18 protein-coding genes and 1 rRNA gene are annotated in these 21,923 nt (G+C 39.5%); 1 reads left to right on the forward strand and 18 read right to left on the reverse strand.

The window, feature by feature from the left end; genetic code table 11:
- A 16S ribosomal RNA gene (locus IEX62_RS03545) occupies nucleotides 1-254 on the reverse strand; the annotation flags it as partial.
- 919 nt (nucleotides 255-1,173) lie between these two features.
- On the opposite strand from IEX62_RS03545, the gene IEX62_RS03550 reads away from it, so the two are divergent.
- Entirely contained in the window at nucleotides 1,174-2,469 is a 1,296-nt protein-coding gene (locus IEX62_RS03550; protein ID WP_188774058.1) for a molybdopterin-dependent oxidoreductase, read from the forward strand.
- Between the two features lie 194 nt (nucleotides 2,470-2,663).
- Here the strand turns inward: IEX62_RS03550 and ligA are convergent, their stop codons facing one another.
- The 17 genes from ligA to IEX62_RS03635 form a co-directional block, all read right to left on the reverse strand.
- On the reverse strand, nucleotides 2,664-4,688 hold the full coding sequence (ligA, locus tag IEX62_RS03555) for an NAD-dependent DNA ligase LigA (protein ID WP_188774059.1): 2,025 nt from the start codon (nucleotides 4,686-4,688) through the stop codon (nucleotides 2,664-2,666).
- Nucleotides 4,689-4,826: 138 nt separating this feature from the next.
- Nucleotides 4,827-7,163, reverse strand: coding sequence for a DNA helicase PcrA (pcrA, locus tag IEX62_RS03560; RefSeq protein WP_188774060.1), 2,337 nt, complete (start codon nucleotides 7,161-7,163; stop codon nucleotides 4,827-4,829).
- 242 nt (nucleotides 7,164-7,405) lie between these two features.
- Nucleotides 7,406-8,095: a heptaprenylglyceryl phosphate synthase gene (gene pcrB / locus IEX62_RS03565; protein ID WP_188774061.1), complete on the reverse strand. Its 690-nt coding sequence runs from the start codon at nucleotides 8,093-8,095 to the stop codon at nucleotides 7,406-7,408.
- Between the two features lie 142 nt (nucleotides 8,096-8,237).
- Complete coding sequence (locus IEX62_RS03570; protein WP_188774062.1) at nucleotides 8,238-9,662, reverse strand: undecaprenyl-phosphate glucose phosphotransferase; 1,425 nt, start codon at nucleotides 9,660-9,662, stop codon at nucleotides 8,238-8,240.
- Complete coding sequence (locus tag IEX62_RS03575; protein WP_188774063.1) at nucleotides 9,659-10,564, reverse strand: glycosyltransferase family 2 protein; 906 nt, start codon at nucleotides 10,562-10,564, stop codon at nucleotides 9,659-9,661. Before IEX62_RS03575 ends, IEX62_RS03570 begins: the two co-directional genes overlap by 4 nt.
- A gap of 139 nt (nucleotides 10,565-10,703) precedes the next feature.
- On the reverse strand, nucleotides 10,704-11,714 hold the full coding sequence (locus tag IEX62_RS03580; protein ID WP_188774064.1) for a glycosyltransferase family 2 protein: 1,011 nt from the start codon (nucleotides 11,712-11,714) through the stop codon (nucleotides 10,704-10,706).
- A 231-nt stretch (nucleotides 11,715-11,945) separates the two neighbouring features.
- Complete coding sequence (gene rfbD / locus IEX62_RS03585; RefSeq protein WP_188774065.1) at nucleotides 11,946-12,827, reverse strand: dTDP-4-dehydrorhamnose reductase; 882 nt, start codon at nucleotides 12,825-12,827, stop codon at nucleotides 11,946-11,948.
- Nucleotides 12,827-13,846 carry a dTDP-glucose 4,6-dehydratase gene (gene rfbB / locus IEX62_RS03590; RefSeq protein ID WP_188774066.1) on the reverse strand — a complete coding sequence of 340 codons (1,020 nt, stop codon included), beginning with the start codon at nucleotides 13,844-13,846 and terminating at the stop codon, nucleotides 12,827-12,829. The genes rfbD and rfbB overlap by 1 nt, the downstream gene beginning before the upstream one ends.
- A gap of 68 nt (nucleotides 13,847-13,914) precedes the next feature.
- On the reverse strand, nucleotides 13,915-14,457 hold the full coding sequence (gene rfbC, locus IEX62_RS03595; protein ID WP_188774067.1) for a dTDP-4-dehydrorhamnose 3,5-epimerase: 543 nt from the start codon (nucleotides 14,455-14,457) through the stop codon (nucleotides 13,915-13,917).
- A 9-nt stretch (nucleotides 14,458-14,466) separates the two neighbouring features.
- Complete coding sequence (locus IEX62_RS03600) at nucleotides 14,467-15,210, reverse strand: sugar phosphate nucleotidyltransferase (RefSeq protein WP_188774068.1); 744 nt, start codon at nucleotides 15,208-15,210, stop codon at nucleotides 14,467-14,469.
- A gap of 78 nt (nucleotides 15,211-15,288) precedes the next feature.
- A complete protein-coding gene (locus tag IEX62_RS03605; protein ID WP_229685638.1) occupies nucleotides 15,289-15,636 on the reverse strand; it encodes an EamA family transporter in 348 nt (115 codons plus the stop codon).
- Nucleotides 15,623-15,973, reverse strand: a complete 351-nt coding sequence (locus tag IEX62_RS03610; RefSeq protein WP_188774069.1) for an EamA/RhaT family transporter — start codon at nucleotides 15,971-15,973, stop codon at nucleotides 15,623-15,625. Before IEX62_RS03610 ends, IEX62_RS03605 begins: the two co-directional genes overlap by 14 nt.
- A 37-nt stretch (nucleotides 15,974-16,010) precedes the next feature.
- A complete protein-coding gene (locus tag IEX62_RS03615) occupies nucleotides 16,011-16,571 on the reverse strand; it encodes an HAD family hydrolase (RefSeq protein WP_188774070.1) in 561 nt (186 codons plus the stop codon).
- 14 nt (nucleotides 16,572-16,585) lie between these two features.
- The gene (locus tag IEX62_RS03620; RefSeq protein WP_188774071.1) at nucleotides 16,586-18,580 is read right to left on the reverse strand and encodes a lysylphosphatidylglycerol synthase transmembrane domain-containing protein; all 1,995 of its coding nucleotides are present in this window, start codon (nucleotides 18,578-18,580) and stop codon (nucleotides 16,586-16,588) included.
- On the reverse strand, nucleotides 18,580-19,323 hold the full coding sequence (locus IEX62_RS03625) for a sugar phosphate nucleotidyltransferase (protein WP_229685601.1): 744 nt from the start codon (nucleotides 19,321-19,323) through the stop codon (nucleotides 18,580-18,582). The genes IEX62_RS03620 and IEX62_RS03625 overlap by 1 nt, the downstream gene beginning before the upstream one ends.
- A gap of 27 nt (nucleotides 19,324-19,350) precedes the next feature.
- The gene (locus tag IEX62_RS03630; RefSeq protein WP_229685602.1) at nucleotides 19,351-20,151 is read right to left on the reverse strand and encodes a glycosyltransferase family 2 protein; all 801 of its coding nucleotides are present in this window, start codon (nucleotides 20,149-20,151) and stop codon (nucleotides 19,351-19,353) included.
- 22 nt (nucleotides 20,152-20,173) lie between these two features.
- Nucleotides 20,174-21,748, reverse strand: a complete 1,575-nt coding sequence (locus IEX62_RS03635; RefSeq protein ID WP_188774072.1) for a DUF6020 family protein — start codon at nucleotides 21,746-21,748, stop codon at nucleotides 20,174-20,176.
- Nucleotides 21,749-21,923: the final 175 nt, after the last annotated feature.

A 21,923-nucleotide genomic window follows, 5' to 3' on the forward strand; every position in this document is an offset into this window, starting at 1 on the left:
ATGCGCCGCAGGCCCATCCTTCAGTGACAGATTGCTCCGTCTTTCGTTCTTCTCCCATGCGGAAAAAGAAAGTATCCGGTATTAGCTACCGTTTCCGGTAGTTATCCCAGGCTAAAGGGCAGGTTGCCTACGTGTTACTCACCCGTCCGCCGCTAAGTCTCAAAGAAGCAAGCTTCTTATTAACTCCGCTCGACTTGCATGTATTAGGCACGCCGCCAGCGTTCGTCCTGAGCCAGGATCAAACTCTCCAATAAAGTGTTTGACTTGCTCATTTCTTGCTGACATTCGGTTTCCCGAAGTTATGATTCAAATCCTATTTGTTCAGTTTTCAAGGAACTTGTTTATTTGTTTCGCAACAACTCTTATATAATATCATGTTTAGAATTGTTAGTCAACAACTTTTTTTAATTTGTTTTTCGTAAAACTATTGTGCCGCTCGAGGCGACTTGAATAATATATCATGTATTTTAAAAGTTAGCAAGTATTTTTTCAAACTTTTTTATCCTTAACACGCGAGAACACGCGAGCCAGCATACATGTGCTTAAATCGTCTACTTTTGTATTATGTATCGTTGCTAAGTTTACTGTTGGTTCTTCCTTACTGAACTTCGTTTTCTTGTTTCTACGTCAATACTTTAATGTCTATCTTTTATATACTGTACCGTCTATGTATGTGGCTTTGTGCTCTACCTTATTAAGGATAAATAGGTTTTTTACCTATGTATACTCTGTTGATTTTATGCTCTTTTGATTTAATGACATATTGATAATGTTTTAAAGAAGAAGTGAGTATAATTAAGCTGAAGCGCACTTCTATACGAAGAATGGTTATGCGTTTTGTACATTAATCGCCTCGTTAGCAATCACATCATTAGAGGATTGCTTTTTAAATCTTTCTTATAACTCGCTCGCACTCTGTTACTGTTCTGCATTATAATCATTTTAAAGAGTGTATATATAAAAGTAAGTAACACTTATGGCAATCCAAATGCGTTATATTTGCGAATCATTCATAGTAGATATTGCGCCGGATATTATTTTGAGCGAAAAACTATCTATTTCTGATGTTAGCGATCTTTGAACACGACGTTGAATACAAAAGGGATTTTTGCAGAAGCAAAGTATCTTATCATCCATTATACAGATGTGTTTACACATGAGGAGGAGGTTGCTATGGGTCGATTGCTGGCTTCTATTCAAAAGAGCTTTGGCAAAAAGCTTATTCGTATCCATGCCTGGAATGCATGGTTAGTCGCGCTGCTTGCGATTACCGGATTGATTTTGTTAGGCGGCTTTTGGCGTGAGGTGCTGGGCGAGGTTCGTGTATGGATTCGTTGGGTGCACATTATTGGAGGTCTGGCATTGCTTGTGCCTGTCATTTATTATCTGTTTCTTGCCTCCAAGCATTGGAAGCAGATTCGCGAGAAGCCTGCTCAAAAAATGAATGTGATTCTAGTTATGATTTTGCTGATTGGCTGGATTGTTTCCGGGATTCTGTTATGGCTACTCCGTCAGGTCGGCCCTACAGTTGCCAATACTGCTTTATTTGTACATGATCTGCTAACCTGGATCGGTTTACCTTATATTATCTATCATTCGATTACACGTACCGCATGGCTGAAGGATCCCAAAAAGCGTTCGATCAAGCTACAGCCTGATACGAATGTGGCACAGACGACAGCTCCAGAAGGCTCGACTACCGTAATCAAGCCCAATCGAACAGCTACTCCACAGGAGGCGACTCCCTTTTATACACGGCGTGCTTTTTTACGTACCGCTATCGGGGTCGGTCTGGCGATCTCGGTGGGACCTACCTTTCTGCGCTGGTTAGGTAGTTCGCTAACGAGCGGCGGAAGCTGGGAAGAGGTCGCTGCTAGCAATCCCAATAAAATGATACCTAATCCGACTCCACTCTCGGATTCAAAGCCTCCTATCGGTGGTGGCGCGCAGGGCGAATTCCGCGTTTATACGGTGACGCCTATTCCTTCGTTTGATAATAGCAACTGGTCATTTACAATCGATGGACTGGTCGACAAGCCGCAAACCTGGAATTGGGAGCAGTTTTTAAAAATCAAACGGAAGGTGCAGGTCAGTGACTTCCACTGTGTCACCGGATGGTCGGTATACAAAAACACCTGGGAAGGTATTCCGCTGCTCGACTTTCTTAGCATGGCAGGTGTAAAGCCTGAAGCGAAAACGATCAAGTTCTATTCCGGTGATGGCGTGTATACCGATTCTATTACGTTGGAGCAAGCACAGCTGAAGGATATTATGGTCGCGCTACTTCATGACGGTAATATCATTCCTGCCGATCTGGGCGGGCCGGTACGTCTCGTTATTCCAAAAATGTACGCTTATAAATCAGTCAAATGGCTCAATCGAATTGAATTGATCGCTGAGGATCATACCGGCTATTGGGAATTACGTGGTTATGATAAGGATGCATGGTTACCAGATAATTTGAGTTAAGTCTGGCTCTGCACTGGGGATGTCATATACTGGATATGTAGTATATTGAATACATGTTCATCTTCAAGTGAGTATATATTAGAAAAGGACGAGAATATCTACACATGTAGAATTCCTCGTCCTTTTTTATTTTAGGAATGCGAGTCCTGATATTATGCTAGTTCCGAAATAGCGTACTGCATTCTTCCTTACCCTTACTCCAGCTCCAATAGTCGTTTCAGTTGCTCCTCGTCTTGAATGATCTCAAGACCGAGCTCCTGTGCTTTCGTCAGCTTGCTGCCTGCTTTTTCGCCAGCGATAACGATATCGGTCTTTTTGGATACACTGCCGGTTACTTTGGCACCGAGCTGTTCCAGACGTAATGCTGCCTCATCGCGCGTCATCGTCTGCAATGTGCCGGTTAGCACTACGGTTTTGCCATTAAAATAGGAGTCCTCGCTCACGACAACAGCAGGTGCTTCTGGCACCTGAGGCTGTACGCCAAGATTCAGCATTTTATCAATGCCTGCCTGCATAAATGGATCAGCGAAAAACTCAACAATACTCTCCGCTACAATCGAGCCTACATCCGGTAGCTCAACTAGCTCCTCTACAGTAGCTGTACGGATTTTATCCAGATCACGATAATGCTCTGCTAGCATTCGCGTTGTCGTTTTACCTGTATTCGGAATTCCCAATGCATACAGGAACGAAGCGAGATCACGGGTTTTGCTATCTTCGATCGCTTGTAATAAATTGTTAGCCTTGCGCTCGCCAAAGCGCTCCAGCTTGGATAGATCGTCAAATTGCAGCGTGTACAGATCGGCTGGTTCACGCACATTCAGCTCATTATGCAGCTGCGTTGCTGTCTTAATGCTAAAGGTCTCGATATCCATCGCATCTCGCGAAGCAAAATGCGTAATGCGAGCTACGATTTGCGGCTCACAGCCAAAGCGATTGTTACAGAACAGATGAGCACCACGCTGCTCTAGCGGGAAGCCGCAGGATGGACATTGTTCCGGGAAGATAATCTCTTCTCCGTCATTTTCCTCTGACACTTTACCCAGAATCTCTGGGATTACATCGTTGGAGCGTCGAATATAGACTCTTGTGCCAAGAGCGAATTTTAGATTTTTACGTTCAATATCGCCGATATTGTTGAGTGTACAGTTCTGAACCGTTACCCCTGCTAGTTCGACTGCCTCCACGCGTGCTAACGGTGTAATTTTTCCTGTACGTCCAACATTCCAGGATACCGACTCCAAAATGGTACTCGTTTCTTCAGCTTCGAATTTATACGCGATTGCCCAGCGAGGGAACTTATCTGTATACCCCAGTACCTCACGGGTACGCATATCGGTCAGCTTCACAACAGCTCCGTCGATCAGATAATCCAAACCGCTACGCTCCTGCTGAATCTCTTCCAAGCGAGCAATCACATCATCAAAATTATCGAAATAGGATACAGCCGGATTCACACGGAAATGATTATCACGTAAAAATTGCATCATCTCCTGCTGATTCTCAAAACGAACTCCTTCTGTATAGCCGATGTTATAAAAATAAGCATTCAGTTTGCGCTTGGCTGTCGTACGCGGATCCAGATTGCGTAGTGCCCCAGCGGCAGCATTACGCGCATTTTTGAGCTTATCTTTTTCAGTTGCAGCAGCATTATAGGCTTCAAGTACAGACAGGTGCATAATCCCCTCTCCCTGCACCTCAAGCTTGCCTTCTGTAAATGGAATCGATAGTGGTACAGAGCGAATCGTCTTCACCTGCTCTAAAATCCCTTCGCCGACGACACCATTTCCGCGTGTGGATGCCTGTACGAGTCGACCATTTTCATAAGTCAAATTAAGGGTGAGTCCATCAAACTTCAATTCTACGGCATAGGAAGGCTCGGGTAGCGGCTGATCTGGATTCTTTTCGTTATAATCACCGATTAGCTTGCGAGCACGTGTATGCCAGCTGGATAGCTTTTCGAGATTTTGCGCTTTATCCAGACTCCACAATGGCGCCAGATGACGATGCGGGGTGAATCCCTTGAGTAGCTCACCGCCGACACGCTGAGTAGGCGAATCAGGCAATACGATGCCACTTTCCTGCTCCAGCTGTAGCAAACGATCGTATTGAGCATCATAGTCTTTGTCCTCAACTAACGGCTCGTCCAGTGTATAGTAATGATAGTTGTAATTATTCAGATCAGCGACCAGCTTCTCCATTTCCTTCATCGGATCCATGCGCATCTCTCCCGTTCTTGGTATGTAAGGCGGCTGTATCATCAGCCGCCTATAGTATTCATTCATATAAACGAAGCTGGTTTATCCGGCAAACTCACCAGACTATCTAGCTTCATGTATTCATGTTGCTGCGCATCATTACTCGACCTTGGTGATCGGTGCAAAGCCTGCCAGTAGACGCTTCAAGCCTACAGGTGCAGGGAAGGCAATTTGCAGCTCCATATCATTTCCTGTGCCTTTGACAGCTACAATGGTGCCGATTCCCCATTTACCATGTGAAACTTTATCACCTGCCTGATAGCTACCATCTCCACTCGCAGCTGGAGTTGGTGTTCCTTTGCCTGTAGTCACCGTAACGCCAGACGAAGCTGGTGTGCTACGAGGTACAGCGCGCGCAGAGGAACCACTACCAAACGCTGCCGACGATTCGCGCCGATTGCCAAAGTTACTACCACCGCCAGCAAAACCGCGTGAACCATTACCATAGCTATTGCCAGAAGCGCCACGTCTAAAGTTATTCGTTGCTACACGTGTGTCTTCTTTATATTCGTCTGGAATTTCTTCCAGGAAACGTGACGGTGGATTCGCTGTTGTACGACCAAACAGTGTCCGCATCTGCGCACAGGACAGAAATAGCTGCTTCTCTGCCCGCGTAATCCCTACATAAGCAAGGCGACGTTCTTCCTCCAGCTCATCATTGTCCATGAATGCACGGCTATGCGGGAAGACACCTTCCTCCATACCGATAATAAACACGGTTGGGAACTCCAATCCTTTGGCACTGTGCATCGTCATCAATACAACTGCATCCTCTTGTTCCTCAGGCTTGTCACCCATCGTATCGATATCTGCAATCAGCGCCAGATCGGTCAGGAAGGCAATTAGCGATTTGTCTTCATTATTTTTCTCAAACTCCATCGTTACCGATTGGAACTCCTCGATATTCTCCACACGCGCTTTGGATTCGAGTGTATTCTCACGTTGCAGCTCTACGCGATATTCAGACATTTCCAGAATCTTTTCCGTCAGCTCGGTAACAGAGAGATAGTCTACCATCTGATGCAATGCAGCGATCATATCGTAAAACTCCACCATCGCATTGCGTGTACGCCCAGCAAAGCCCAGATCATCCACGATCTCCAGCACTTTGAAAATTGAAATTCCACGTTCACCCGCTGCCGCAGCAAGCTTCGCTACACTCGTATCACCGATACCGCGTTTTGGCACATTGATAATACGCGTGAGGCTAATATCATCGTCTGGATTGGATAGCAGACGCAGATAGGCGAGCAGGTCCTTGATCTCTTTACGATCATAGAACTTGATACCGCCGACAATCTGGTAAGGGATATCCGATTTGATCAGCACTTCCTCTATAACCCGTGACTGTGCATTCGTACGATACAAAATGGCATGATCCTGATAAGGACGTCCTGTTTTCACACTTTTATGAATTTCGGAGCTTACAAAATAAGCTTCATCATGCTCCGAATCTGCACGATAGACTTTGATCTTGGCGCCGCCTTCTTTATCCGTCCACAGCTTCTTCGGCTTACGACCGCTATTGTTACCGATAACTTCATTGGCAGCACTCAAAATATTCGAGGTGGAACGATAGTTTTGCTCCAGCAGAATTGTTTTCGCTTCGGGATAGTCCTCTTCAAAATTAAGAATATTGGTAATATCCGCCCCACGCCAGCGATAGATCGACTGATCGCTATCACCGACAACGCAAATATTGTGATGAGCATCCGCCAGCATTTTACAGAGCATATATTGTGCACGGTTCGTATCCTGATACTCATCGACATGAATATAGCGGAATTTCTTCTGATAAAATTCCAGTACCTCTGGTACTTCCTTGAACAGCTGAATCGTCGTCATGATCAGATCATCAAAATCCAGTGAGTTATTCGCACGTAGACGACGCTGATACATCGTATATACTTTAGCGGCAATACCTTCAAAATAATCGCCGATTTTGCGCTCGTATTGCTCAGGAGTGACCAGTTCATTTTTGGCTGCGCTGATCATCGATTGTACGGTCTTCGGTTCAAACTTTTTCGTATCCATATTCAGATCCTTCATGCAGGAACGAATAACAGATAGCTGATCCCCGGAATCAAGAATCGAAAAACTGGACGTGAAGCCGATGCGTTCGATATCACGGCGCAAAATGCGCACACACATCGAGTGAAATGTGGATACCCAGATCTCGCGTCCCTCTGGACCGACCAGCTGAGATACACGCTCCTGCATCTCACGCGCCGCTTTGTTCGTAAACGTAATCGCCAAAATGCCCCATGGTGCTGACTTGCGAGCATCAATAATATGAGCAATGCGGTGTGTAAGCACACGTGTCTTCCCACTACCTGCACCAGCCATAATCAGGAGGGGGCCGTCTGTTGCCAGTGCCGCCTCTTTCTGTCTTGGATTTAGACGGTTAATCGCGTCCTTGATGTTAATCATCGTCATTGTGTTGTATTGCTCCTTTCAAATCAAACCCATAAATTCGGTAAAGTCGATCAGTCTTATGCAGGAAAAGTCAGACTAGCACACAGGCATCAGCTAAGTACATGTCTGTCTGGAATGGATCATAGTATAATGATGAATAGAGTAATTAAATTAGAATGGATACATATCCTGAAAATAGTTCGAGCGTTGAAGATATTGCTAATTTGCAAAAAGAATAATCGGATTCATCTGTAGACGCTTATTCAGCCTTTCACAGCAGCCACTGTTGTAAGAGCTTGCTTCAGATCGCTATACAGGCTGTTGCCTACAATAATCGTATCGCAATGGCTTGCCGCTAGACGTGCAGTCTCGGCATCTGTAATTCCGCCGCCATAAAAAACACGCGCTTCACGAGTCACTCTACGAATATCAGCAACTAGCTCCATATCGCCAAAACGACCACTATATTCAATATATACAATTGGCAAACGCAATAAATGCTCTGCCGCCTGCGCATAGGCAGCAGCTCGATCAGCTTCTAGCTCAGTAAGTGCTCCAGTTAACCGTGCTACGGTAGAATCCGCATGTAACACAATATACCCTTCTGGCACGATCAATTCCCATGGAATCAAGTGGCTATACTGCTCGATCGCCTGTACATGCTGCCCAATCATCCAGCGACTATCCTCTGTATTCAATACGAGTGGGATCATATACAGATCAAAGCCAGGTACAACCGCCTCCAGATCAGATACTTCTAGCACGCACGGAAGCTCATAGCGACGTACACGTGACATCAAGTCTACAGTATTATCATACGTCACACCAGATGATCCACCGATCATAATCGCATCGGTTCCAGACATACAAATCTGGTCCAGATCCTCATCTGATATGAACCGATCCGGGTCAAGCTTGAATACGTGGCGCCACGCTATTATTTCGTCTCTCAATGGTATTCCTCCGTCTTTTCTACAACCTTCAAATTAAGTCTATGATAGGCAGTGTAGAGTGTCAATGTTCTGTTCGTATATTATGCGAACAAATAAAAATGCCCTACTTGAGCAAGCAGGACATTTTTATTATGTTGAGCAATCAATATGCGTTTTTATTAACGAAACCGTTGCGGATCGTTTTGAAAATAATTTTGATATCGAATAATAGCGACCAGTTCTCAATATAGAAAATATCATGATTGATTCGATCCTCGATGGAGGTGTCACCACGTAAGCCATTGCTTTGCGCCCAACCGGTAATACCTGGACGTACATGGTGCTTGACCATATATTTAGGAATTTCCTCACGGAATTGCTCCACATAGTATGGACGCTCCGGGCGTGGCCCGACGACGCTCATATCACCAATCAGTACATTGAAGAACTGTGGCAGCTCATCCAGACTCGTACGGCGGATAAAGGAGCCAAAAGCAGTCTTACGCGGATCATTAACGGTTGTCCAGCCGGTGTCGATCTGTCCCTCAGGAATGACACGCATGGAGCGAAACTTGAACATCATAAAATTCCGACGATTCAGCCCGACTCGCTCCTGCTTGAAAATGATAGGTCCTGGCGAGGTTAGCTTTACACCGATCGCGACTACCAGCATGATCGGAGACGTAATCGCAATCGCGACTAAAGAGAAGGCAATATCGAATGCACGCTTGAAAATGCGATTCGCTGCAATATCCAGTGGAATATCGCGTACATTGATCATGGGCATACCGGCAAAATTATCGAAGTAAGGACGTGCTGGCAAATAATCGAAAAAGTCAGGGATAATCAGCGTACGCACACCTGCTTTTTCACACTCTGCAATAATCCATGGATACTTATCATGAGCATCTAAAGGTAGCGCGAGAATGACCTCATCGATCATCATCGATTGTAGCTTTTGTCCCAGCTCGTCAATCTTCCCCAGCACAGGCTTATATTTGCGCAGCTCAATATTATCGAATTTCCGATAGTCATCGAGAAAGCCGACAATTTCATAGCCCATTTCAGGATACTGCATCAGATTGTCGTAGAAACGTTTACCCAGTGAGCCCGCACCCAGAATGAGCACAAACTGCTTGTTGAAGCCCTTCTGACGTGCACGCTTCAATCCAAGCTTAATCACATAACGATAGGCCATAATGAACAACAGATTCAAAATCATAAACGTTAACAGATAGTAACGCGAAATATTAACTTCTTTTACGAAGAATAACGCACCAAGCAGTACAAAGATGCTGACGGCATGCGTCTGTGTAATTTTGAGCAGCTCATCTGCAAAGCGCTTTTTACGCTTAGGTGAATATAAGCTACTCATCGTCCCAATCAATACCGCGATAACGGCATAGATTAAGCTCCACATCCAGTACGTTTCAATCGGCAGTGCGCCGTATCCTTCTGGTGAATTATCATACGGGAAAATATCGAATTGAAACTTGAGCAACCAGGCTGCCAAAAAGGAAATCTGAATCACCGAGAAATCCGCCAAAATGTATAAACGGGTCAAAAATCGCTGATTTTTGCGGATCACGAATGAACTCTCCTTTCCGTTTCGGCTGCCGACGCTTTTGCCGGGCGTAATAGTTTATTTTGAATAAGCGATAAGGTCAGCTTCACGCCGATCCCTGCATAGACAGCGCCATTGGTAATAAATGAATACCGTTTGTAATAATGCTTACGGTGGAATAGCCACATTGCCCGATGAAACTCATAGATGATTTTAAATGGCTTACGGCGACTACTTGCCCCTTTATAATGCACGATGAAGGTATCTCCGCGGTAATGAATCTCCCAGCCCGCTTCCTTAATGCGGTAGCACCAGTCAATATCTTCACCATACATAAAAAACTCTTCATCCAGCCCACCGATCTGCTCGATGACCTCCCGACGCACCAGCATGAATGCACCGACCAGCGAGTCGACCTGGTAGCACTCATCCGGGCTCAGGTAGCCCAGCTGATACCCGTTGAACTTCGGATTGTCTGGAAACAGCTTCGATAATCCGAAGGCATAGTAAAAGGAGGCCGATGGCGTCGGGAATCCACGCTTGCACGCCTTATCCAGCGAACCGTCCGGCAAAATAATTTTGCATCCAGCTGCACCTGCACGCGGATGGCTGTCCATAAAAGACACCATCGTCTCCAGTGTGTCCGGTTCTACGATGGTGTCAGAATTAAGCAGCAATGTATATCGTCCCTGCGCCAGCTTCATACCAATGTTATTGCCCTTGGCAAATCCACCATTATCGGGATTCGCAATAAAGACAACATTCGGATAGGTCGCTGGAATACGTACGGTGGAATCGTCGGTAGAATGATTGTCGACAACGATAATCTCGTAAGTATACTTTGTTGCTGAACGATATACCGAGGCGATGCAATCCAGTGTAAGCTGACATGTATTATAGTTAAGAATTAAAACACTAACATCCATTAGTAACGCTCCTGCCTTGAAATTAAAGCCATACTTTCAAATGACTTATTCTAAACGGATTATAGCATAGATCATTCAACAAAGGTGAACTTCGCCATGTAAACTACAATTTTTCCCATAAATAGTACATCCATCTGATCTAGATATACCCGACTAAAATCAAAACTCTAAATAATAATTGCTCAGTTAGGGACTGCCGGAACAATTTACATGTTCTAAGATATCGAAATCGAGCACGTAAATTCGTTCGTGGTGCAATAAACTTTTCTAATTGGTCGATCATCTGTGCATCGGTCATTTGACTGCCATATATACGATAAAACTCTTTCGCTTGTTGCACAAGCAGCTTTTTATCTCCTCGATGCTTAAGAAAACTATTCCATTTCTTTTTAATTTTCTGATAAGCGTTTGCTTCGCCTCCAACCGCATTTCCTCCATGTTGTCGGTAATAAATCGTTGGCTGATGCTCAAAATGAACCTTTCCAAAACACGATATAACCAGATATGCCCACCAATCATGCATTTGGATAGCCGATATATTGACTTTTTGCTTGGTATCCATCAATAATGCTAAAGCTTCCGCATTAAAAGAAACGGTAGCACCTACAGCAATATTTTGAATTAATGCATTGTAAAAAGATGGCTTTAAATGAGGCATTCCTGGCCAAATAACTGTAGGATTCAAATCGCCATCTGTTAATTGCGTATCCGTACAAACCAGAGTGGGAATGAACTTCTGCCGGAAACCATCATTATTATCTTCATCAAAAGACGTAGCGTGTGTAGGCTGTTGTTTGTCTGTCTCCAAGCTCTGGAGCAAACGAACCGAAGTCTCTACTTTATGAGTCATCCAGACGTCATCCTGATCACAAAAACTATAATAAGCCGCCTGACGATCGGCATGCTGTAATAATGACCAGAAGCTTGGAATCACACCTATATTAGCCCCTTTTAGTAATTTGATACGGTTCGGATAATGAGTCTGATACTTTTCGATGATGGAGATCGTTTCATCACTGGAACCATCATCCCGAATCAAAATATGAATAGGTTTATAAGGTTGAGAAAATATACTATCAAGCTGAGCTGAAATATACTTTGCCCCATTGTATGTAGACATAAGCACTTGCAATGTACCCGGTGTATGCATGTTTTTCCCTCATTGTATCTTCAAAATTAATCAATCGATGATCTTGTTCACTTGTACGCTATATTCATGCTTAAAGTTAGCATAAATTCAATCAATATGCACGATGTAGACAAAGACGCAGCAAAAGGGAGCCGGATCCTATACAAGATCAGACTCCTTCTTTGTTGTGATTCTTTGTTGCGAATTTTGATTACGTCTATGGATTACACTTTTCAAGTACGGATTTTAGTTTTATTTTATATCGGATTGCGCTACCTTATACTCCTGTAAAAATGCAGTCAACCCTTCACGCCAATCGCGAATATCCTGAAATCCATTTGTACGAATCGACATATGCTCCATGACCGAATTAGCTGGACGTGGTGCTGGACGCGGGAAATCGGCTGTTGTGCACGGCTCCAGACTGGCAGTAATCGATGCCTCAAGTACCTGCTTCGCCTGACTAAAAATTTCCTGTGTAAACTCATACCATGTGCAAGCTCCGCTATTGGAAGCATGGTAAATGCCGTACTTCTCGGTCAACATCAACTCGGACACAAATTCTGCCAGATCGACCGTGTATGTAGGCGTGCCCTTCTGGTCATGAACGACCTTAAGTTCAGGCTTTTCCTGCCCCAGTTTCAACATCGTCTTCACAAAGTTATTGCCGTGCAGTCCATACACCCATGACGTACGCACGATAAAATAGCGGCTGGATAACGTTTGCGTCAGCTGCTCGCCTGCACGCTTTGACTTGCCATAGATGCCCTGCGGATCGGTATTATCGTATTCGTAATACGGACTTTCGCCCTGACCATCGAATACATAATCCGTACTAACATAAATGATTTTCGCGCCTACTGCTTCAGCTGCAACCGCCATATTGCGGCTACCTGTTGCATTCACCAGGTACGCGCCATCGACATCAGTTTCTGCAGCATCTACCGCTGTATAGGCTGCACAATGAACGATAACAGCAGGAGCAAACTCACCCACCACCTGCTGGCACTGCTCCAGATTTGTAATATCCAGTTGCTGACGATTACAGCCCATGACATCATGGCCTTTACGATGCAATACAGCGACCATATCCATCCCAAGCTGACCGGATGCACCAGTAACAAGAACTTTCATTACTTCTCACCCAAACGACTACCGTATTGTTGCTGATAATAAGCCTGATATTCACCAGAAGCGATTCGAGTCCACCAGTCTTTGTTATCAAGATACCATTGAATCGTTGCTTTGATGCCAGATTCGAAATTATGTTTTGGCTTCCAACCCAATTCGTTCATCGTTTTTGTTGGATCGATGCCATAACGACGATCATGACCCGGACGATCTTCTACGTATTTGATCAGCGTTTCAGGTTTACCGAGTTGCTCCAAAATCGTTTTCACGATATGGATATTGGTACGTTCGTTGTTGCCACCGATATTGTACACTTCACCATTTTTGCCTTCATGGATGACCAGATCAATCGCGCTACAATGATCTTCAACATACAGCCAGTCACGGATATTCAGACCGTCACCATATACCGGCAATGCTTCGTCTGCCAGTGCACGAGAAATAATGAGTGGAATCAATTTCTCTGGGAACTGGAATGGACCGTAGTTGTTCGAACAACGTGTAATGTTCACCGGTAAACCGAATGTTTCATGATAGGCACGAACGAGTAAATCGCCGCCGGCTTTACTTGCGGAATATGGACTGTTTGGTGTCAAAGGTGTTTCTTCTGTAAACAACCCTGTTTCGCCCAGTGTTCCATATACTTCGTCTGTAGATACTTGCACAAATTTAGTAATGTTATGCTTTTTCGCTACATCAAGCAATACTTGTGTGCCCAGTACGTTTGTTTTTACAAATACGTCTGGCTCCAAAATACTGCGATCCACGTGAGACTCAGCTGCAAAGTTAACGATAATGTCTACGCCTTGCGCTACCAGCTCATCCATTTTGGCACTATCGCCGATATCTGCTTTCACAAAGGTATGGTTCGGATTGCCTTCAATCGCCTTAAGGTTTTCCAGATTACCTGCGTATGTTAATGCATCTACATTAACGATCTGGTATTCTGGATACTCACGCAGCATGTACAGTACAAAGTTACTACCGATAAAGCCGGCACCACCGGTAACGAGTAATTTCATAAATGTTCCTCCTTTAAATGAAACAAGACTCAGCTCATGCTGAATCTTGTTTACGATAACCTTGAACACTAATTTAATTCAGCTTCCTTGAGTGATGGATGTGTCTGATCTTTATCGGACAAAATAGGAGTATCAACAGGCCAATCTATATTTAAATAAGGATCATCCCAGCGTATTCCTCGATCATACTCAGGCGAATAATATTCATCTACTTTATAAAATACTTGTGTATTGGGCACCAGTGTACAAAAGCCATGGGCGAATCCATGCGGAACATATAACTGACGTTGATTATACTGACTTAAAATAAATCCCTGCCACTGACCAAATGTGGTCGAATCAGGGCGGATATCGACAATAACATCATAAATAGCTCCGGCAGTCACACGAACTAACTTAGCTTGAGCCTTAGGAGCAAGCTGGTAATGCAACCCACGTAACACACCTTGTTTAACCGATAGCGATTCGTTATCTTGTACAAAATCATGCTCAATCCCAATTTCATACAGCCTTCTCATATTATAACTTTCCATAAAATGACCTCTAGAATCTCCATAGATAGTAGGAGTTAGCAGTTTCGCATTTTCTAATCTTAACGATGTGACTTTCATTGAATCCTCCTATAGTTTTAACTTACCAAATTGTTCACCATATAGGATATGTTGTGCAAGTTCATTGGCTTTAGCTAGTGAAACATGCGTTCCAGCATCTGTCCACCAACCTTTAAGGATATCAAAAGATAATTCCGAACGCTCAATATACATATTATTAACATCTGTGATTTCCAATTCTCCTCGTGCAGATGGCGTTAATGTTTTAATCATACTAAATACCTGACTGTCGAACATATAAATACCTGTTACAGCAAAATCACTTTTCGGTTGTTGAGGCTTTTCTTCAATTGAAATAATGCGATTATCCTCAAGTTCTGCCACACCATATCGCTGTGGATCATTTACCTGCTGTAAAAGGAGCTTAGCTCCAGAAGACTGTTGAACAAAGTTTTGTACAAATTCGGTGATATCATCTTCAAATACATTATCTCCAAGAATCACAACCATTTGATCACCATTCACAAAATGCTCTGCCAGATCAAGTGCTTCAGCAATACCGCCAGCTTCATCTTGCACCTTATATGTAAAGGTGACTCCCATTTCTTTGCCACTCCCGAGCAAATTAACAACATCGCCCATATGTTCTTTTCCAGTAACAATTAATATGTCGAGGATACCCGCTTGTTTCAACTTGAATATCGGATGAAAAATCATAGGATATTTACCAACTGGAAGTAGGTGTTTATTTGTCACTTTAGTCAAAGGATACAGACGCGTCCCAGTTCCGCCAGCTAAAATAATCCCTTTCATAAATGTTCCTCCTTATTATTCAAATTATATTTCTTTGTTAAGTACGTAGGTAGCAACTTATTTTGAAATATTGGAGTATCATTTAATTAGCAATAGGGCACCCATTATAATAAGAAGTATACCCACAATTTTTCGTAAAGTCATTTTTTCTGCTAAAAGAAAATAAGCAAGAATAGTAGTCCATACATAGGTTATAGAAGATAGAGGATATACTAACGTATATGGAAGATACCTTAACAAAATGATATTAAAAATGGCACCTAAAAAATATAAGCTTCCACCTAACATAAAAAACAATAGAAACCCTTTATTGAACCCTATTGGATAATCAGAAAGCCTTTTAAAAGAAAATCCTCCAAAAGCGCCAAATAAAGTCATACCCAGAAATAAGATGGCGAGCATAAATTCTTGTTTAATGATCGCCACCTCCAACAAATAAAACACCTATCAAAATAATAAAAATAGCTATAATTTCTTTATAAGATATAACTTCGCCTAGTATAAATACTCCTACAAACAAAGCAAATAAATATCCCATACTTAATAAGGGATGCAATACTGATAATGAACCGAAACGAAATGCTAAAATCATCAATATTGCACCACACCCGTAAAGAAGAAAACCCAAAATAAGAAATAGTATTTGATCGTGGTCAAATAGTTTCCAGAAAGCTTGACCTAGCGAAGTGCAAAATGAAGAACAGAGTATTAAAATAATACCTTTTCTATTTTTATTGACTGATGACAATATATGATGAAACATCTACCTACTCACCTATATTCTGAAATAGAGTTATTTATTAAAACTTAGTTATTGTAAACACTGTTGCTCCAGTTCTTATAGCAGCCTCAATTCCAATTTCAGAGTCTTCAAAAATAATTGTATTCTCTGCTGACATATTATAATAAGACATAGCTTTAAAAAATCCTTCAGGATCAGGTTTTACTTTTTCGACATCATTATGCGTTATAATTAACTCAAACTCATTTGTTTTTGAAAAATAATTTAAAATATCCATACAATTAGTTTTAGAAGCTGTGGTGACAAGGGCTATATGATAGTCTGTCTTTAAATTACTTATTATATTAAATAAATGCTCATTAACTTTGCTGACTCCTAGATTATTAAAATAAGCATTTTTTTTATCGTGATGAATATCCTCCATCATCTCTTCAGTAATATTTGGAATGATGAGGGGTAGATACTCTTTATAGTACTTTCCATTGCATTGCTCTGTATAAAAATTATAATCCAAATCAAATCCTTGGTTTGCTAATGCATGTTTATAAGAAAGATAATTTACTTCTCTTGTGTCAAATAGCGTTCCATCCAAATCAAAAATTGCTAATTTTTTACTCATCTTATAAGTCCTTTCTAGGCAAAAACATTTTGTGATTGTTCTAGTTTTTGGAGCCGATTAGACTGATTGGTGTCTACTTGACTATACCATTCAATCACATCATTCAATACCATGATAAAGCCTGCATAAAATAGCAAAGATCTTTTTCCATTTTTTTCTATTTTATATGGCATTAATCTTAACCAGTGAATTACTTCATGAAAAAATATACTTCGAATTTTTTGCTCATCAAATTTTTCTTGAAGATAACTCAAGTAAAAAGCAAAGATTTGATCATAGATTTGGGAGCGAGTAAACAAAAATTTGATCTCATTTTTATTTACAGATACGGTTTGTGTTTTCATCAAAAACTCGTATCCTCCATGTAATGATTGTAATAATTTGGCATAATCCAAATTGGGCGAATTATGAATATTACCAGTATTAGGATCTATTAAATAAAAATCACATTGGTCATTTTCTTCTTCAGTGCATATAATATTCTCAATAGTTAAATCCCCATGAATTTCTGTATATATATCATCTTTAAATACTTCTATAAGATAATCAACTTCTAAATATTGTTCCAATAACTTTAAATTTTTATAACAGCGACCATTGATTATTAGCTCATCAAATTCATATAAATGCTTAATCTCTTTTGCATTTTTAATCTTTTCTAAATTTGATTTAACTTTTCCATCAATATACTTTAGGATAGTTTGATTATCAGCCTTTATAGAATTGCAATTATATAAGCTCTCCGCTAATGTATCTAACGAATGCCGTAATATAGACTTGGTTTTCTCTATAGGCCGCGAATGCATGTAATTAAAAAAACCAGATGCTGAAACACTGTATTCCATATCGTAACTACAGTACCCATCGCCATGTTGCTCACTTAATATTTTAGGTAACGGTAACCTATTTTCATATTTTCTAAGCCATTCTAGTTGCTCATAAAGCTTATCCCCATCTTCTCCAAATGCGTATTTCCGATAAAAAGATTTATTTTCATCTATACAAAGCATAACTGTAGCATTTGAACCTGCAGAATAGTCTTGCAAAATACTAACATTCTGATTTAATTCAATATATTTAGCAAGGTACTCTCTTCCATTCCCCGAAAAGTAAGCCTCCAAAAAATTCAAACGATCTTCTTCACTTACTTGTGGGAGTAAGTTTAAAGTTGCTCCACTACTCGCCACTTTGCCAGAAAACACAGCATTTTTTAGATTAGTAGGCAAATAAGAAATCACCCATAACACTAGTAAGGGAATAAGCAAATAGGAAGCAAACCATATTTGTGGACTTAATGACATAGTTTGTACAGTAGTAAATAAATTGGAGGTACCCGAATCTAAACTACTTCTAGAAAACAATGTAGAAAATATACCAAAAAATTCGTTTTTATGCATTTCTTTTGCTAGAAACAAACCTAGCATAAAGTAAGAACTGAGATAGGAAATCCAGATTATAGAACTATATTTAATTAGGTCAAATTTATTGACTTTGCGAAAAATATCTTTAAAAGAAGTAATAATAGACCAACAAAAAAACAGCATATTCAATTGCAATTTAGGATTAAAAATCGAGCAAATTTTCCTTAAGAATATTTTGATTAATCTGCTGTATTTAACGGAAATAATAGAGAGGATAATCAAGCTTATAGCCATTGTTCCATAAAATATAGCAGAATTAAGAAATAGATCTTCATTTATTCTACTTATAGCGAATAAAGAAAATAATATACTTACTACAATAATATCCAAGCATCTATCTACTAGAACAGTAGAAAAAGCAAATGAAATTCCATTTTTCATTTTTCTGCCAGACAAAATAATACGTATTAATTCTCCAATTCGAAAAGGCAAACAAAAATTAATTAAATATCCAATTGTAAGAGAACGTAGAAGAATTTGCTCATTGGGACTCTCGTATATCTCAACAAACTGTTTCCATCGTAGCATTTTAAAATAATGTCCAATCAATAAAAGAAAAATAGCAGCGATAAATAAAAAAACGTCCATTATTCTACCACCCTAAATAATTGTGAATCTTTTGCTACTTCGTATTCTTCTGGTGTTCCATATGGCAAGTGCCAGTCCACTCTGAAACTAGAAATTTTCTTTTGTTCTTCAGCCATGATATTGTAAACACCGCTCATAAAAAACTCTTTATACTCACAAACTCTAAGATATTTTTGTACTGCCTCAGCAAAAATAGCTCTATTTTTAAAATAATAAGCTCCACAAATTGCATCATTGCTAATAACCTGTTTCTCCACTGTTTTTATTACATTACCAGCTTCATCATAGGCTAAGAAGCTGAATTTAGGATCATTCGACTCAAAAGTAAGCAAAGCTCCGTCGGGTGTATCAAACTTACCCTTATTACAGAATTGAACGAATGAATTACATTGGAACATGTGATCACAATCATTAAAAACAATAGGAGCATCGTCCGTAATATCTTTAGTTCCTTCTGTGCTTGTAAGAACCGCACCATTAAGTACTTCCTGCAATATCCTTATTTTGGCAGTAGGAAAGTATTCTAAAATAGTAGTATCAATTTGAAACTTTTCAATATGTTCTTGTAATACTACAAATGTTAGACTACGTAATTCGACAAATTTGGCTATGGACATCGTAGCCCAATAAAAAAAAGGCTTATTATTAATAGGGATTAATGGTTTTGGGATCGCATACCCCTGATTAAAAAATCGAGAGCCACTCCCTGCCATAGGCATAATTAAATGAATACTTTTTGACAATATGCTCACTCCTTTTTCAGTCGAAGATTATTTATTTATAACTTTCGCTGTATAATCATTAATTTGTGTATTATCTCTAAAATCTTTTTCCAAAAACTCATGTTTTCTAAATGATAAAAAGTAAAATAATGCGATTTTTAAAGTTCGAAATGCTTGACTAAAAAGACGAACATTAGAAACCTGATCATCTTCCCGCCAAGTTATAGGTAAGAATTTCACATTAAATTTATATGTTGCATTAGCCAACAACATATAACAGTTAAACATTAAATTATCAGAGAATTTTAAATAAAATCTACTTTTTAGCATCTTAGTTTTATACAAATTTAATCCTGCACCTAAATCATATATTCTTTTTTTTGTCGCCAGAGTGAAAACCCAATTATATACTCTATTACCAAAAGTCCGGAATTTAGAATAGCCACTTAACTTTGAGCCTTTCATAAACCGAGCTCCTAGACAACAATCGTAGTTTTGATAATCTTTTGATTTCAATAAAGGTAAAATATCATGAATGTTACCTTGATCATCTCCATGTAATACAATTACATAATCAAATCTATTATCTAAAGCATAGTTAAAAGCCACTTTATGTGAACCGCCTAATCCATAATTATTATCATTCCTTAGAACATTCACCTTCACATTTTTCATTTGTTTTGCGTAATTTATCGCAGTTTCTTCCCCCTTATCAGTGCTTCTATTATTTACAATAATGACCTCTTCGATATAGTCGCTGACTTCCTCATTAAATTGATTTAAAACTCTAGTGATCTGTGGTTCGCAATTGTACATAGGAATAAACACAAGAATTCTATCCTTGATCATTAACTTGCCCCTCTCATCAAAATCAATATATGGCTTTAATATCTGAATTGCTTTTAAGCTTCTTTGCTCGACTTAAAAAGTAAACGATAATAATAAATCCAGAAGCTAAATAAAGAGGATAATAATACATAAAGTAGCTACCTGGCTCTACTAAAAACAATAAAGGCACACGCAAAATACATAAAAGAATCATATATAATAATGGATCTCTCCAACTACGTAGCCGTATTCCAATAAAGATTAAGCATAAGACTAAAGGAATAAAATTCCAAAAAATCAAAATTCCATTAACTAGACCTATAGAATTTTTTGTAAAATTCATATATTGGATAATATAATGCCTGAGTTCGCTATTAATAGGGTTATTGAATTTTTTACTCATCATTAAAGTTACAGAAGGATTATTAGCTTGGCCATTCAAATAAGCATCAATATAATCTGATACATAATAACCATTCAACGAAAATCCAGAAGCTGCTACAAAAGTTCTTGTTCTAGCCCCCATAAATATATCTATGTTTTTAAGAACTAATTTTGTATATTCTTTTTTGAATGCTTGCAAATCAGATTTTGTAAAATTGGGCTGAACACCATTACTCCAAAAACTAGGAGTTTCGTAATAAGAGATATTGCTTTTAGTATTTTCTATATTAATGACTTTATTTATTTTATTTAAATCTACATTTTCTAAATTAACATTTTTATCGCTTAAAATAATTGAAATAGGATTCATATAAGCTGTCAATTCATATCTCATATCGTTGAAGTCATCATGCTTGAGAAAACTATATGCATTTTGCAAAATAAAAGTGCATAAAAAAATTGCAACTATAAATTGAATAATTATTTTTTTTTGTTGTCTTCCATAAAAAAGCAAAAGATATATGGAAACGATTATCAAATGATATATACCTTCTGTTCTCCACATACTCAAAAGTATTGTTAAAAAACCCATTATAAATAAAGAATTTATTGTAAGCTTCTCTTGAGGTTTTAAAAAATAAATATAAGCAATAAGCCAAAGCTCAAAAACAGCAAGCAATGTGCTTCTAAATGTAATTAATGTACTAAATACGATAGGAGGCCAAAGAACAGTAAAAATAATAATTACGTATTTTATCTTTTTTATTTTAAATCTTTCTTCTAATTTAGTAACAATCCATGAACAAACGAATGACATAATTAAAATTTGCACCAATTGTATCATTGCTACTGAAGGGAAAATATACATACATATGATATAAAAATAAGAAGTGAAATAAGATTGCCAATTTTCAATTATGAAGTGTGTAGCAGAATCGTATACAAAAAATTCATCCCATGTATAAATTCCTGGCCAAGTTGCAATTAACCATAAACATAACGGTATAAAAAACCACAAAAAATTAATTACCCATTTTTTATTTTGCTTTATATTGATGATAAAGCTACTTAAAAAATAAATAGAAAAATAAACAAATATAAAGTATGCGATTTTTGAAGTAATATAACCTGCTTCGCTTTTTATTTCTCCAGCAAAGCTTTTCTCTGTAACGAATGAGAATAAAAAAATTAAAACTGTCAGAAAAAAAACACACAGAATATTTCTTTTATTCAAATTTACCCCACTCCTCTTGCAAATCAATACAATAAATATGCATAGCCCACTATGTTAATTAACATCTAAGACAAAACTGTTAAATAACATAGTGTGCATTTACAAAATTTAATAAATCATGAAATTTATATTTTAGATAATAAATTGTTAGGTTCTAACCACGTTGTTTACTAAT

This window comes from Paenibacillus hunanensis, assembly GCF_014645615.1.
Taxonomy (GTDB): Bacteria; Bacillota; Bacilli; order Paenibacillales; family Paenibacillaceae; genus Saccharibacillus; species Saccharibacillus hunanensis.

Excerpts from the sequence above, each read along its gene's own strand:
- rfbD (WP_188774065.1), bottom strand. The coding sequence starts at position 12,827 with ATGAAAGTTCTTGTTACTGGTGCATCCGGTCAGCTTGGGATGGATATG.
- pcrA (WP_188774060.1), bottom strand. The coding sequence starts at position 7,163 with ATGACGATGATTAACATCAAGGACGCGATTAACCGTCTAAATCCAAGA.
- ligA (WP_188774059.1), bottom strand. The coding sequence starts at position 4,688 with ATGGATCCGATGAAGGAAATGGAGAAGCTGGTCGCTGATCTGAATAAT.
- IEX62_RS03575 (WP_188774063.1), bottom strand. The coding sequence starts at position 10,564 with ATGGATGTTAGTGTTTTAATTCTTAACTATAATACATGTCAGCTTACA.
- IEX62_RS03620 (WP_188774071.1), bottom strand. The coding sequence starts at position 18,580 with ATGGACGTTTTTTTATTTATCGCTGCTATTTTTCTTTTATTGATTGGA.
- rfbB (WP_188774066.1), bottom strand. The coding sequence starts at position 13,846 with ATGAAATTACTCGTTACCGGTGGTGCCGGCTTTATCGGTAGTAACTTT.
- IEX62_RS03550 (WP_188774058.1), top strand. The coding sequence starts at position 1,174 with ATGGGTCGATTGCTGGCTTCTATTCAAAAGAGCTTTGGCAAAAAGCTT.
- IEX62_RS03610 (WP_188774069.1), bottom strand. The coding sequence starts at position 15,973 with ATGTTTCATCATATATTGTCATCAGTCAATAAAAATAGAAAAGGTATT.
- IEX62_RS03600 (WP_188774068.1), bottom strand. The coding sequence starts at position 15,210 with ATGAAAGGGATTATTTTAGCTGGCGGAACTGGGACGCGTCTGTATCCT.
- IEX62_RS03630 (WP_229685602.1), bottom strand. The coding sequence starts at position 20,151 with ATGATCAAGGATAGAATTCTTGTGTTTATTCCTATGTACAATTGCGAA.
- IEX62_RS03615 (WP_188774070.1), bottom strand. The coding sequence starts at position 16,571 with ATGAGTAAAAAATTAGCAATTTTTGATTTGGATGGAACGCTATTTGAC.
- IEX62_RS03580 (WP_188774064.1), bottom strand. The coding sequence starts at position 11,714 with ATGCATACACCGGGTACATTGCAAGTGCTTATGTCTACATACAATGGG.
- rfbC (WP_188774067.1), bottom strand. The coding sequence starts at position 14,457 with ATGAAAGTCACATCGTTAAGATTAGAAAATGCGAAACTGCTAACTCCT.